Below are 14,285 nucleotides of genomic sequence, written 5' to 3'. Positions count from 1 at the left end.
ACTGCCGGGAGGGTGTGGTATCTGTTGCTGAAAGATTTTAGAGACAAGCTGAATTCCCTTATCCCGGCGGAGGCTCCCTCTTTTCACGGAAAGGTAAAATTTTATACCGCGGCCCGTCTCGCGGAAGCGCCGCTTTCGCCGGGCGAGCGGCGCGTCTGCTGCGTGCCGTTCCGCACCGCTGCGGCCTATCCTTTTTCGTTCCCGTTCGGGCGGAAGGTGGGGCTGCGCGGCGCGCTCGAGCTGAAATTCCGCGCGCTGACCGGCGCGGGGGCCGCGCTTTCCATGACGGCGCAGGTGACGGAGCGCGGCGCTTCTTCGACGCGCGGCGCGGCGTGGTTCGCCTCGCGCGCAGAGATAGAAGATTATGAAAAACGGCTCGGCGACAAGGCCGCCTTCATCCCCGCGCCGCTTGCCCTGCTTTCGGAAACGGACGGCTGCGGCCTCGTCGTCTGGCGCGAGGGGGGTTGCTCCTGCGCGCTGTGGGCCGAGGATTACGGGCCGAGGCTTTACCGCTGCTTCTCGGACGGCGAATGCGCTCCTGACGAGGCCGTGCGCTGGATGCGCGGCTACGCGCAGTCCGCGGGCGGCGAGATAGCCGCGGAAAACGTCAGGATTTTCGACGCGGACGGCATAGCGCCCGCGGAGCTCCAGCGCGCCGGCGAGGCGACCTTCGCGGCCTCCCCGTCGATTGCGGCGCTCGACTTTTCAAACAGCGGCGCTTCCGCGGCGGAGCGGCGCGAGAGCTTCTTCGCGTCGGCCTTCTCCGCTCTGCGCGCCGTCACGGCGGCAGGCGTCTTCTGCCTTGCGCTGTCGCTGCTGCTTCTCGTTCAGAACGTCTTTATGAAGGATTCATTTGCCTCCGCACCGTCGGAGATATATTCGCTCGCGCTCGGCGAGGAAAGCCGCGCGCCCCTGACCTCCGTCACGCGGCGGCTCCGCGCCGTCTCGGGCGGCGGCGTGCAGCTCTCGTTCGACGGCGTCCTCGCGGGCGTCGCCGCGGCGTGGAAGTCCGCGCCCGATACGATGCGCCTCGACGCGCTGCGCTACGGCATAGAGCGCACGGAGCTTGAAGGCCGCGCGCAGAAGACCGAGGAGATCCAGACGCTGCGCGAGGCGCTGTCGAAAAACGGCTTCTCCGTGCGGCTCGGCGACGTGCAGCAGATTCCGGGCGGCGGCATGCGCTTCAGCCTCCACCTCACGGAAGGGGGGCGCGCCAAATGATTCGGAACAATCTCGAAGAGCTTAAAAGCGCGCCGGAATTCCCGCGCTTCAGACGCTTCGCGCTCGCGGCGCTCGCCGTGTGGCTCGCCTTCTTCGCCGCGTTCGGCTTCGCGCTCTCGGCGAAGAGCGCGAACGAAGCGCGGCTGCGCGAGGCGGAGCTGGTGCTCCGGGGCGCTTCGGAGCTTCGCTCGTACCCCGAGCGCAGCGTCGTCTCCGCCGAGGAGCCGCTGACCGCCGTCTCCGCTATTCTGGACAAAACGGGGCTCCAGGCCAAGGTGGCGCAGCTTTCGTCGTCGCCCGCGGGGCTTGCGCTCCAGGTCAACAGGCTCTATCCCGACGAATTCGAATCGCTCGCCGACGAAATACGCAAAAGCGGCCTGACGGTCAAGACCGCCGAGGTGCGCCTCCTCGAGGCGCGGCGCGACGGGCGGCTGCTCAACGCCGCGCTGACGATAGAGGGGGAGACGGAATGAAAAAAAATCTTCTCCGCGCCGCCGCGGCCCTCGCCGGACTTATAATCGGAATCGCAATTTTCTTCCCGTGGGACGCGCTCGGCTCGTCACTCTTCGCCTTCGCCGCGAAGGAGGCCGCATCGCGCGGCGTCTACGTCACGGCCTCGTCCTCGGAAGTCTCCGGGCTTTTCAAAAAAACCTTCTCGTATAAAGGCGTGAACGCCGACCTTCCCGTCGCGCGCGCGAGCCTGCGCGAGGTCTCCGTCGAGCCGGACATACTTTCGTCGCTGCTCTCGGGCGAAAAGAGCGCGCGGCTGACCTTCGGACGCGGCAGCCTCGTGCCGGTGACGCGCCAGCCGATAGAGTGGAACTCCGGCAGCGCCTCCGTTCGCGTGACGGAGAATACAATCATAGTCGAAGACATATCCTTCACCGGGCCGACTTCGGTTTCCGGCTCGGCCGAGATCTCACCCTCCGCGATGCGGCTCGTTCGCGCGCGGCTGCTCGTCAAAGCGCCGCCCGAGCTCGACCGCATGTTCGAAATGCTGCGCATGACGAACATGCTGCCGCTCAAGAAGGTAAAAGAGGGCGAATGGAGGATCGAGCGATGAAGAAGCCGCGTTTCGCCGAGAAGCTCTCCGCCGCGCTGCGCCGCGGCAAAACCGTGCCGGCCTCCGAAAATTCCGCGCCGTCCGCCAAAGCGGCGCCCGCGCCCCGCAGCGGCGCTTCCCTCCCCGCGCGCGCGCTGCTCGCCGCGCTCTTCGCCTGCGGCATATTTGCGGGGTACTGCCTCTGCGCGGCCTTCGAGTCGGCGCTGATGTCCGCCGCGCTCGACGCTGACCTCGCCTCAGCGCGCGCAGTCGCGCGCCGCGCCCCGTCGTTCGCTAACGCGGGACGCACAGGCGGCGTAGACGAATTCACGAAGGAAAACCCCTTCGGCGCCGACGTGCGCGCCGTGACGAATACAGAAAAGCAGGCCGCGGCGAAGGCCTCGCCCGAAACGCTGAAATCGCTGACGCTGCGCGGCACCCTGCCCGGCGTCGGCGCGTGGATAGACGTCTCCGGAAACACGCGGCTCGTACTGAAGGGCCAGAGCGTCGAGGGCTTCACGCTCTCCGATATAAAATACAGCGAGGCGCTGCTCTCCGACGGAGCGGGCGAACATTCGCTCTACCTGTTGCTCTCGGGCGGCGGCGACAAAGCGGCAGCCTCCGGCGACCGCAGCCGCAGGCGCACGCGGCGCTCCAACGCGCCGCGCCGTCAGACGGAGCGGCGCGCGCCCGCGAAGCAGGAGCTCGACTTCTCGGGCCTCGAGCCCGCCTCCGAAGGTCAGGAAGGGGCGGTGCCGCGCGAGCTTGTGGACGCGCTGCTGATGAACCCCTACGACGAGCTCGCTAAGGTGCGCATGGTGCCGACGCCCGACATGTCCGGCATGAAGCTCGAACGCCTCGCCTCCGACAGCGTCCTCGCGCGCGTCGGCGTCGCGCAGGGCGACGTGATAAGCGCGATAAACGGCGTCAGCATCACGAACGTCGCCGACGCCTCGAACGCGCTGAACTCGCTGATGGCGGGCAGTCGCTTCGACGTGACCGTAATGCGCGGCGGAAAGCCCGTCGAGCTGCGCTATCAGGTGAAGTAGCGGCGTGCGGCGCGGCGGCTTTACGCTGATAGAGGTGCTCGTCGCAGTCGTGATACTCGCGACGGTATGCACCGCGGCGCTGAAGCTCGTGATATTGTCGCAGAACACGCTCGCCGAAGTGAGCGAACGAGAAAGGCTGCTCGACGAGACGCGCGAGATAGAGATAGGGATACTGACCGGCGAGCTTGACGAGCGCGGCACGAGCGGGGACATCCGCTGGGAGACGGAGGATCGCGAGGTGGAGATGTTCGGCGAGGACTTCGGGCGGCTCGACCTAGCGGGGCTGAACTTCGACGGCGCGGCGCGCTCGGGCGACGTTTCGGAGACCATCCGCGTGCGCTGGCGCGAGATAACGGTGCGCGACGCGAGGGACAACAGCCTGACCGTCTATCTCGAATCGGAAGAGGACGAGAAAAAGGATGCGCGCGCCCTGCGAAGCCGCGAGGCCGAAGAGGGGAACGCGGACGAAAAAGAAGACTGACGGCCCGCAGCGGGCGGCTTTGGGATAAAATTTCATCGTTAAACGGGAGTGACGGATATGCGGGTAAGGAAAGGTTTTATCTATATATTGTTGACGGCGGCGGCGATTTCGCTCTCGCCGTGCCACGCGGCGCGAGCGGCGGAGCCGGACCGCGAGGAGCTGAACCTCATGCAGGCGGCGAACGAGATGCGCGCCTCGGGGCGCGTCCAGCTCAACTTCAAGGACGTCGAGATAGTCAAATTCCTGCGCTTCATGTCCGAGCTTCTCGGCGAGAACATACTGGTAGACCCCGGCATAACGGGCACGGTCTCCGTCGTGTCGCCGAAGGCCGTCACGCTCAACGAGGCGCGCGAGGTGATGCTCTCCGTCCTCGAGATGAACAACCTAATACTCGAACAGATGGACGGCTACTCGAAGGTCACGCCCGCCTCGGGCGGCGCGGTGACGACCGGCTCCGTCGTCAAGAGCGACCGCAGCGTCGCGCCGGGCGAGGCCGTCATAGTGCAGGTAGTGCCGCTCAACTACGTCAAGGCGGGCTACGTCGTTTCGCCGCTCAAGACCGCGATTAAAGAAATACAGGTTTCGCCGGTCGGCAACGGCAGCTCCGTCCTGCTCGTCGGCAAGGCCTCGCTTTTGAACCGCGCCGTCAGCGTCATCCGCGCGCTCGACGCGCCAGACAGCATCCGCGCGATAAAGGTTGTCCCGCTCTCCTACGCGAACGCGAAGCTGCTCGAGGCGCAGATGAACGCGATGGGCAAGGACGCCTCGTCGAAGATGGCGGGGCTCATGGCCGTCGCCGACGAACGCACGGGCCGCATCGTCCTCATCGGCTCGGCGCAGGGGCTGCGCGAAGCCGAGCGTGTCATAAAGGAGCTCGACCTGCCCTCGCGCACCGAAAATTTCCACGTCTACAAGCTGCACAACGCCGACGCGAAGACCGTCGCGGAGCAGCTCTCGCAGATACTCGCGACCGCGGCGAAGCTCTCGCCCGACAAAGAGGGCGGCGTGCCTTCGACCGTCGTCCCGGACCTTCCGACGAACAGCCTCATCTTCACCGCCTCGCAGGAGCAGTACAACTCGCTTAAGTCGATACTCGAACAGCTCGACACACAGCCGAAGCAGGTCATGCTGCGCGGCCTCATCGCCGAGGTCAGCCTCAACAAGCTCAACAGCGCCGGCATCGACTGGGCGGCCTGGGGCGGCGACCTCATGGGAGACGCGGTAATCGCGGGCAACGTCCAGCTCGGCAACACAGGCGTGCCGTCTGATGTGCAGTCGCTGTATCAGAGCTTAATGACGCAGGAGGACGTTACCTACGACATGCAGGGCAACGCCGTCACCACGACCAACACCCAGGGCGCGGGCCTCATGTACGCCTACATCCGCCTGCTCAACCGCTTCGACGCGATAAACGTCCTCTCGATGCCGCGCCTGCTCTGCACCGACAACCTCGAAAGCTCGCTGCAGGTCGGGCAGGTCATCCCGCAGCTCACGGGCAGCCTGACGAACCAGGCCAACACCGACTCCGTAACCAACAGCTACGAATATAAGGACGTCGGCCTCATCCTCACCGTCACGCCGCACATCAGGAGCGGCAACCTCGTCGCGCTCGAGATAGAGCAGCGCATAGAGGAGCTTCAGACGACCACCAACAACGCGACGCCGATAACCTCGAAGCGCGAGGTCAAGACCTCCGTCCTCGTCGCAAACGGCCAGACCGTCATCATCGGCGGCCTCATCAAAGAAGCGGAGAAGGAGCTCAAGAACCGCGTGCCATTCTTCTCCTACATACCGCTCATAGGCAACCTATTCAAATCAACCGAGAAACAGCGCGAAAAGGTGGACCTCATGATATTCCTCACGCCCTACATCATCGAGACGCCGGAGCACGCCTCGCAGGTGACGGACCGCATAATCCGCGACGGGCAGGAGCTCAGCGAAGCCGAGCGCATACTGATACAGCGCAACAACAGCGACTACCAGAAGGCGACGCGCAAAGAGGGCGTGACGCGCGAGATGCTCGACCCGAAGGGGCTCATCTATGCGCCGCAGCCCGGCGACGAAGCGGAACAGTCCGAGCCGGCGGCGAAATAAAATGGCCGCGCGCTCGATAAGGGACTTCGACGTAAATCCCGAAAAAATCCTCGCGCTCGTCCCCGAGGGCGTGAGCCTCGACGTCCTGCGCGACCGCGGCGTCGTCCCGCTCTCGCTCGAAGGCGGCGTGATGACCGTCGCCGTGTCGGACTACGCGGCGACGCCCGACGCGCAGCTGCTCGCCGCCGCCGCGGGCGCGCGCGTCGACGCGGCGCTGCTGCCTCCCGCCGAGGTGCAGAGCCTCATACGCTCGCTCTACGACATAAAAAGCGGCGTCGGGCAGGAGACGCTCAACGCGATAGAAGAGGTCGACGACCTCTCTGAGCTCGCGCGCCAGGAGGTCATGAGCGACAGCGTAGACGCGCCCGTCGTCCGCCTCGTCAACGGCATACTCATGGAGTCGCTGCGAGAGCGTGCGACCGACATACACATCGAGCCCTACGAGGACCGCGTCGTCGTGCGCTACCGCGTCGACGGCGTGCTATCCGACCGTTACTCGCTCTCAAAGGGCCACCAGGCCCCCGTCACGAGCCGCATAAAAGTAATGGCGAACATGGATATCGCGGAGCGCTTCGTGCCGCAGGACGGGCGCATAGGAATCAGCATCGGCGACAGGCTCGTCGACATCCGCGTCAGCTCGCTGCCGACGCAGCACGGCGAGCGGCTCGTCCTCCGCCTTCTCGACAAGGCGCGCGGCCTGCTCACGCTCGAGGATTTGGGAATGAAGGCGAGCGAGCGCGAGCGCCTCGAAAGGCTCATCCGCCGCCCGAACGGCATGATACTCTTCACCGGGCCGACCGGCTCCGGCAAAAGCACGAGCCTCTACGCGATTTTGCAGGCGCTCGCGCGCCCCGAGGTCAACGTCATCACGGTCGAAGACCCGATAGAATACGACCTCCCCGGCGTAGGCCAGGTGCAGGTCAACGAAAAGGCCGGCCTCACCTTCGCGGGCACGCTGCGCTCGATTCTGCGCCAGGACCCCGACATCATAATGATAGGCGAAATGCGCGACTTCGACACCGCGCACATAGGGATACAGGCCTCGCTTACGGGCCACCTCGTATTCTCGACGCTCCACACCAACGACTCCGTCAGTGCCGTCACGCGCCTCACCGACATGGGCATAGAGCCCTACCTCGTCGCGGGTTCGCTGCTCGGCGTCGTCGCGCAGCGCCTCGTGCGCCGCGTCTGCCCGCACTGCAAAGAAAAGTTCGACACGACCGGCGTCGTCCGCAAAAACGGCGTCAAGCACGCGTGGCGAGGCCGCGGCTGCGAAGAGTGCGGCGGCACGGGCTACAAGGGACGCTTCGGCCTCTACGAGCAATTCGACGTGACGCCCGAGATACAGGAGGCGATAGCGCGCGGCGCGCAGCCGCACGAGCTGCGCGAGCTCGCGCGCAAGGGCGGCTTCTCGACGCTGCTCGAGCTCGGCCTCAAGGCCGTCAAGGACGGAGAAACGACGCCCGAAGAAATGCTGCGCGTCGTCGGCGAGGTCTAGCCGTGCCGCTCTTCCGCGCCGAGGTCTACACGAGCGGCGGCGAACGCAGAACAGTGCGCCGCGAGGCCGCGAGCGAGAACGACCTGCTGCGCGAGCTCGCCTCCGAACGCTGCACGGTAGTCTCCGTAAAAGAAGAAAAGCCGCGCGCGTGGAGCTTCGGAGGCAAAAGCCGCCGCAAAAAGCTCTCGCTCGAGGAGCAGCACCTGTTCTGCGCGACGCTCTCGTCGTTCATGCGCAGCGGCCTGTCGCTCACGGAAGTCCTGAAATTGCTCCAGAAGCAGACGCGCGGCAAAAACCTCAAGCCGATATACACCGAGCTGCGCGAGTCAGTCGAAGGCGGACGTTCGCTCGCCGTCTCGATGGCTGCGCTAGGCGTATTCCGTCCCGGCCTCGTCGGAATGGTCGAGTCCGGCGAAAAATCCGCGTCGCTCGGCGAAATCCTCGAAAAAGCAGGAGAACTCATCCAAAACGAAATTTCGCTGCGTCGCAAAATCCAGACGGCGCTCACCTATCCCGTGCTCATGCTCTTCGTCGGCATGGGCGTCGTCATATTCCTGCTCAGCTTCGTCGTCCCGCGCCTCACCGCGCTCGTCATAGAATCCGGCGCGCAGCTGCCGCTCATCACGCGGATGCTCATCTTCGTCTCCGACGCCGTCCGCGCGGGCATCGTCCCATTCGCCGCGGCGGCCGCGCTGCTCGCGCTCTATTTGCGCCGCAAGCATAAAAAAATCTCCCTGCCGCTCTTCCGCGAAGCGCGCGAAAACCTTACCTTCGCGCTAATTTTCAGCCAGACCGGCACGCTCCTGCGCACCGGCATCCCGCTCGTCCAGGCGCTCAAACTCACCGAACCGCTGGATCCCGTCAAGGGCCGCCTCTCAACCGTCACTGACTACATAAAAGAAGGCTACCGCTTCTCGCAGGCGCTCGAAAAAGAAGGCTCCTTCCCCGAAGAAATAACCACCGTAATCCGAGTAGGCGAAGCCGGCGGCACCCTCGCCGAAACCTCCGAACGCCTCGGCGCAAGCTGCTGGGAATACGCCCAGTCCTCCATGCAGAAATGGGCCACCCTACTCTGAGATAGCGCGTCTAGTCATGGGCCTGCTGGTAGGCTTCGTAGTAGTCGCCGTCCTGCTTCCGATATTCGACCTGTCGAGTTTGGCGGGGAGGTAGGAATGCGCTTTGTGAGCGCAAGATATTGAAAAATGTTTGCGCCGGTTATTAGAGGAGAGAAAATTTAAACATTCAACTGCGGCTGTAAACTGAAAACGTACTTTGCTACAAGTGTATGTTACAATGGATACGTTGACAACATAGACCGAGGAGAATCACAGCAAATGAAGTTTTCCAACGTTTCGTACGAAAGCGCCGCAAGATGCATTTACCTGACGTCGATAATCTTCACCATATTTGCTCCGGCCGTACACTATACAGGCTACGTCCTCACGCTCGGGCTGCTGGTCTATGGACGCATACGGCATAAAGAGCCTATAGTTTCCTTCAACGACAAAACATGCCGCGATATCTCCATAGCCCTGACAGCTTTTTTCCTCTGGAGCGCCTTCATCAACGTGTTTTTCATGACTGACTTTGAAACGTGGGGCAAGGGGGCTTCCGTCTATCTTGAACTTCTTGTGGGCTATTTCTTCGCCGTACGTCTGTTCAGCTCGGAGGAATCTCGCAAAACGTTCATCAGATTCTTCGTCCCGCTTACTACCTTTATTTTCTGCCTGATAATCATCAAAGCTTACGTGCCGCTCCCGTTCGCTCTTCCGAAAAGACTCACTATGAACGGCAACACGCTCGGTCTGTATCCTGTGCTCGCCGTCCCGTATATTTTCTTCTACAGCATGTGGATATGGGAAAAACGCTGCTTCTTAAAATATTTTTTCTTGCATCGTCAGCATGGTTACTCTGTTCATCTCTTTCGCCAGCGGCGCATGGCTCACTGTGTTCTGTATGCTGCCGTTCATTCTCTACTATGCCGTCCGTGCCGGGAAAATCAAGCTTATAAGCATCGGGGCCGGAATATTCGCCGGCCTGATGGTGCTTGTGGCATTCAACTACGTCTCCGGCGGAGCGATACAGAAGCGCTTCGAAGTCGAGCTACGTCAGATATCATCGGTTAAGGACGCGAATTCTCTGACTAACCACAGATCCGCTATATGGCGCATAGTCTCCGGCCTGGTTGCCGACAGGCCGATAGCCGGATACGGAAGAAAAAATCTGGAAGAGGTATACGGGCAGGCTCTGAAAGAAAACGCGGAGTATGCGAAAGCTCGATTTCGTGGCGCGCAGCCACGCGCATAATATGTACCTAGAGCTTGCGGTGTCCTCCGGCATACCGTCGATGCTGCTGTTCTTGGCGGCGCTTGCGATGATGCTAAAAAAATGCTGGCGCGGGCGCTTTCGTATTGAAAACGGCGTGCCGTGGTATTTGATTTTCCTTGTGATGCTCGGCGGGCAGCTGATTTACGGGCTTACCGGCGACGTGTTTGAGGCGCGGAGAGACTTGGCGGTCATTTTCTGGGCGTCGATGGGCATAATAGCGGCGCTTCCGTCTGCGGCTGAAAAAGAAAACGACTGCGTGCCGCATACGTTTTCTGCGGAGTGATATATTAATCTCCGCCGCTGTGATTCGTTGATGATAGGTTGAGGAGCAAATGAGGACAAACGATAAAATCCACGCAGCTCTTGCATTCTGCGACCCCAGAGGCACATACTGCCGTCACGCGGCGGTCACTATGGCGTCCATCTTCGCCAATACCGAAAGCCGCGTGTGCGTGCATATCGTTCACGACGACACACTGACACACGAAAACCGCGTTAAATTGGAGCTTCTGGCTTCGTTCTATGAACAGGAGCTAAATTTTATCAATGTAGAAAATCTGCTTGACACGGAGCGCATAGACGTAAGCCGCCTGACTGTCGACGGTATGCGCGGGACGCTCTTCCGTCTACTATTGCCGGATGTGTCAAGCGAGGACAAAATGATTTACCTTGACTGTGACATCGTCGTCAACATGGACATCGCGGAGCTGTGGAACGTGCCGCTCGGCGATCGCGCCGTTGCGGCCGTGCGCGACGTGTGGTCGCTTGATTATCTGAAAGGCAAACCGCTTCCGTGGCGGCTCGACAAGGCGTGGCGGCTGCTCGGCGTCAAGCGCGGCGAATACTTCAACGCCGGAGTACTGCTGATGAATCTGAAGAAGATGCGTGAGGAATACGATTTTTTAGATGCGGTCGGCGACTTCTATGCAAAATATAAAAAGTGCATCACGCTTGCGGATCAGGACTGCCTCAATCATATCTTTGCTAACGACAAACTGCTCATAGACGAACGATTCAACCATATTGACGCGGCCGGCGCCACAGAAGAAAGTCTCAAAGGCTCGATATGGCACATGGCTGGCGGAGCGGCGAAGCCGTGGGTGCTCTGCACTCGTCCCTACGTCGACGACCTGTACTGGCGTTACCTGCGCATGACTCCGTACTGCCGCGACGACAACGAGCTGATAAGGCTAATGCTCCACGACCTCTCTACGTCGTCATACGCGCATCTGCATTCGTCGGACTGCGTGAAGCGCATCAAAAAGCAGATAGCGGACAATATATTCCGAGGCCATATATGGACGCTGCCTCATATATTTTTCAAAAGGTTCTTCGGCGGCGAACGCTGAGTTTTATAGGTGGTGTCTTTCATGTATTCAGTCAGTGTCGTTATTCCGGTATATAACCTGGAGAATAGACTTGGCGATACCTTAAATTCGCTGTGCGCTCAAAGCTTCCGCGATTTCGAGATAGTCGTCGTGGACGACTGCTCGCGCGACCACTCAGCGGACTGTGCGGAGACTGCATTGAAATGTTCCGGCATTCCTTACAGAGTGCTCCGTCACGATAAAAACAGAGGCGTATCGGCGGCACTCTGAGATAGCGCGTCGGCTGCGCGTGGAAAATACGTCATATTCTTTGACGGCGACGATCTTGCGAAACCAGATTTCATCGCGCGCCTTTATGAGAGCGTTGCGAAGCACGACGGCGACGCTGCGTTCTGCGGTTATAAGACGCGTGAGGCGTCTGATGGAAAAGAAAAAATGTATCCGTCGCTTGCATGCGATGCGGAACTTGCGCAGGATGAGCTGCTTCGGCTACGTCTGCTGAATAAAATTACGGCTCTGCTGTGTTCGGCAATTTACAAACGAGATTTTCTGCTTGCCAGCAATATAGTATTTACTGAAGGGCGTATTGCAGGAGAAGACGTGGAATTTGTAACGAAAGTCATCGCCGCGGGCGCGAAAACGTCGTTCGTCAAGGACTGCCTGTACATATATCTCCAGCACGCCGATATGGGAACGAGGAAATCAGAAACGTCACGCGATGCGTCAATCACTCGTTACCTTCATCATACGGAGGCTCATTTCGACGAAGCGGACTTTATTTCAGAGCATATGGATACCAGCATTGCACATCACTTTGTGAACAGCTGCATTCTCCCGATAGGTTATCAGCGTATGCTTGCCGTCTATGCAGCGTGGAATTTACAAGAACAGTTCGATGCCATGCTGCATGACAGCAAAGTAAGGAAAATTTTGCTGCAGAGCTTCCGTTCATTTTTTGAAAAACCAGGCATTTTTATCAAATCGCTTTGGATCTTGCTTTTCCGAAGATATATTATAAAAATTATTATGTGCGTTTTAATAAGCGATAAGAAGTATTGTGTTGAAAATTATAGAAATCCTCCCCGAACTAGATATAGGCGGCGTAGAGCGTCACGTCATCGACCTGGCGAACGAACTTACTGCGCGCGGAAACGAAGTAACCGTGATATCGGCGGGCGGCAAAATGCAGAGCCAGCTGTCGGAACGTGTGCGGCATATCGATATGCGGTGCATAAGAAAAATCCCTTCACGATATGGGCATGCTCGCTCAAGATAGCTGAGCTTGCGCGGAGGGACAAAGTTCAACTCATCCATGCTCATTCGCGCGTACCGGCGTGGATTGCACGCTGGGCGGCGAAGAGCGCAGGCCTTCCATATGTTGTGACGGCGCACGTCGTTTTCGGCAACAAGTCGCCTTGGATATACGCTCCGTACCGCGACGCAGCGCGCGTGATTTGCGTCAGCAACGCGGTGCGCGAGGGCATGAAGGAGTGTTTTTACGACAATACCCAGGTCGTGCTAAATGGCCTCGACGAGCCGAAAGTACGCTGGAACGAGAAAAATCTTGAAGGCCCGGTGAGGTTCCTATTCGTCGGGCGGCTTTCGCCGGTCAAGGGACTGCACGACGCGCTGCGCGCGATGCCTGAGGATATGGAATGGACGCTCGACGTGCTCGGCGACGGCCCGATGCGCGCCGAGCTTGAAGAGATATCAAAAGAACGCGGATTCACGGAGCGCGTGATCTTCCACGGCTATTCCGACAAGGCTGACGACTTCATGGCGCGCTCGTCCTGTCTGCTCTTCCCTTCGTATACAGAGGAATGCCGCTGACGTTGGCGCGCGCGGTCCAGATAGGGATTCCAGTTATAGCCTCAGACATTCCGCCGGTCAGCGAAATGGCGGGCGGCTCCGCCAACTTGCTGCCGCCCGGCGACCTTCCGCGTGGCGCGAAGCCATTGCCTGTTTCATCAAAACACGCCGCGCGGAGTTGGATATCCCGCTATCGTCGGTTCCGACGCTTGAAAAGATGGTCGATGCGGACGAGCGGATATATCGCGAAGTCATCGCAGAATTAACGGAGGTGCTGAACGATGAAAGTCCTGCACTACGTCGACGAAAGCAACCTGGCATGGGGCGAGACGTGGGTGCAGCTGCTGTCAGAGCTCGCGAAACGCGGCGTGGAAAATTTCGTCGCCTGCCGCGATTACGGCACTCTTACGGGACGGCTCGAAAAGAACGGCGTCAGCTTCGGCGTCTGCCGCCCCATATCCCAGATGCTTCCGTTTACAAATACGAAGCTCGGCGGATTCATAGACGAATTCAAGCCCGACCTGATACATACGCGCCTCTCGTCCGCCGCGAAAATCGGCGGCTGGTGGGGAAAGCATAAGCGTATCCCAGTTTTACAGACGATAGATAAATACCCTAAGCTCAAATATCACCGCGACGGAGATTTCTTCGCCGCGTGCTCGACGTCGGTCAAGGATTATTTTATTTCCCTCGGCGTTCCCGAAACAAAAATCGCAGTCGTGCATAACCCGATAGACGTTTCAAAATACGCGCGCGACGAAGATGTGCGTGAAGAAATGCGGAAGGCCCACAACGTTGGCGGCGAGTGAAAATCATCCTCGCGGCGGGGCGTTTCGTGGACTGGAAGGGCTTCGACGTGCTCATCAAAGGTTACGACATGTACCTTTCAGAGCACGAAGACGATGCTGAGAAATCTGTCCTATGGATAATCGGCGACGGAGAGGAAAAAGAAAAGCTGACAGCGCTGGCATTCGGCGCGCGTTTCAGCGACAGAATAAAAATTTTCCCCTTTGCGCAGGACGTGCGCCCGTACATGTGGGCCGCCGACCCTCTTCGTACTTCCCTCGAAAACTCCGGAGCCCTTCGGCATAGTCCTGCTGGAGGCGATGGCCTGCGGTCTGCCCGCGATAGCGACAAGGGCCGGAGGGCCGCTCGACATTGTTGAGGAAGGCGTGAGCGGATGGTTCGCCGAGCCCGGCAGCGAAGTTTCTATGGCGGAGCGGCTCGCAGCGTTTTGTCGTGCGATTCGTTGGACGAAGCCTCGTCCGGCGCCTCTGCGCGCGCGGCGCAGTTCGGCGCGGATCGGATTGCCGCGGAGACGGCTGCGCTGTATACTCGTGTCGTAACAGATTATAAACATACGCTTTAGCGAAAAGGGCTCGGTATATTTCTAATCGGAGGGAACGACCTTGAGCGGAGAACGCAAAAAAGTATT

Annotated in this window: 14 protein-coding genes; all 14 read left to right on the top strand. The window is 60.1% G+C overall.

The window, feature by feature from the left end; all coding sequences use genetic code 11:
- The first annotated feature begins 24 nt into the window (after positions 1-24).
- The 14 genes from gspL (at position 25) to ABGT66_RS11975 (ending at position 14,015) form a co-directional block, all read left to right on the top strand.
- A complete protein-coding gene (gene gspL / locus ABGT66_RS12040; RefSeq protein ID WP_346690924.1) occupies positions 25-1,221 on the top strand; it encodes a type II secretion system protein GspL in 1,197 nt (398 codons plus the stop codon).
- On the top strand, positions 1,218-1,694 hold the full coding sequence (gspM, locus tag ABGT66_RS12035) for a type II secretion system protein GspM (protein ID WP_346690922.1): 477 nt from the start codon (positions 1,218-1,220) through the stop codon (positions 1,692-1,694). The genes gspL and gspM overlap by 4 nt, the downstream gene beginning before the upstream one ends.
- Positions 1,691-2,284, top strand: coding sequence for a type II secretion system protein GspN (gene gspN / locus ABGT66_RS12030; RefSeq protein WP_346690920.1), 594 nt, complete (start codon positions 1,691-1,693; stop codon positions 2,282-2,284). Before gspM ends, gspN begins: the two co-directional genes overlap by 4 nt.
- The gene (gene gspC / locus ABGT66_RS12025; protein WP_346690919.1) at positions 2,281-3,312 is read left to right on the top strand and encodes a type II secretion system protein GspC; all 1,032 of its coding nucleotides are present in this window, start codon (positions 2,281-2,283) and stop codon (positions 3,310-3,312) included. The genes gspN and gspC overlap by 4 nt, the downstream gene beginning before the upstream one ends.
- A 4-nt stretch (positions 3,313-3,316) precedes the next feature.
- Positions 3,317-3,793, top strand: a complete 477-nt coding sequence (locus ABGT66_RS12020) for a prepilin-type N-terminal cleavage/methylation domain-containing protein (protein WP_346690918.1) — start codon at positions 3,317-3,319, stop codon at positions 3,791-3,793.
- Positions 3,794-3,850: 57 nt separating this feature from the next.
- Positions 3,851-5,887: a type II secretion system secretin GspD gene (gspD, locus tag ABGT66_RS12015; RefSeq protein ID WP_346690917.1), complete on the top strand. Its 2,037-nt coding sequence runs from the start codon at positions 3,851-3,853 to the stop codon at positions 5,885-5,887.
- Position 5,888: 1 nt separating this feature from the next.
- Entirely contained in the window at positions 5,889-7,385 is a 1,497-nt protein-coding gene (locus ABGT66_RS12010; RefSeq protein ID WP_346690915.1) for a GspE/PulE family protein, read from the top strand.
- Positions 7,386-7,387: 2 nt separating this feature from the next.
- Entirely contained in the window at positions 7,388-8,461 is a 1,074-nt protein-coding gene (locus tag ABGT66_RS12005; protein WP_346690914.1) for a type II secretion system F family protein, read from the top strand.
- Between the two features lie 805 nt (positions 8,462-9,266).
- Complete coding sequence (locus tag ABGT66_RS12000; protein ID WP_346691147.1) at positions 9,267-9,692, top strand: O-antigen ligase family protein; 426 nt, start codon at positions 9,267-9,269, stop codon at positions 9,690-9,692.
- A 1-nt stretch (position 9,693) separates the two neighbouring features.
- Positions 9,694-9,996 carry a hypothetical protein gene (locus ABGT66_RS11995; RefSeq protein ID WP_346690912.1) on the top strand — a complete coding sequence of 101 codons (303 nt, stop codon included), beginning with the start codon at positions 9,694-9,696 and terminating at the stop codon, positions 9,994-9,996.
- 49 nt (positions 9,997-10,045) lie between these two features.
- Complete coding sequence (locus tag ABGT66_RS11990) at positions 10,046-11,062, top strand: glycosyltransferase family 8 protein (protein ID WP_346690910.1); 1,017 nt, start codon at positions 10,046-10,048, stop codon at positions 11,060-11,062.
- A gap of 414 nt (positions 11,063-11,476) precedes the next feature.
- Positions 11,477-12,871, top strand: coding sequence for a glycosyltransferase (locus ABGT66_RS11985; RefSeq protein ID WP_346690909.1), 1,395 nt, complete (start codon positions 11,477-11,479; stop codon positions 12,869-12,871).
- Between the two features lie 260 nt (positions 12,872-13,131).
- Positions 13,132-13,659: a glycosyltransferase family 4 protein gene (locus ABGT66_RS11980; RefSeq protein ID WP_346690907.1), complete on the top strand. Its 528-nt coding sequence runs from the start codon at positions 13,132-13,134 to the stop codon at positions 13,657-13,659.
- A complete protein-coding gene (locus ABGT66_RS11975) occupies positions 13,656-14,015 on the top strand; it encodes a glycosyltransferase (RefSeq protein ID WP_346690905.1) in 360 nt (119 codons plus the stop codon). Before ABGT66_RS11980 ends, ABGT66_RS11975 begins: the two co-directional genes overlap by 4 nt.
- The last annotated feature ends 270 nt before the right edge of the window (positions 14,016-14,285 follow it).

Origin of the sequence: uncultured Cloacibacillus sp. (assembly GCF_963926575.1) — a bacterium.
Classification (GTDB): Bacteria; Synergistota; Synergistia; order Synergistales; family Synergistaceae; genus Caccocola; species Caccocola faecigallinarum.
This window is presented reverse-complemented; position numbering and strand designations above follow the sequence as displayed.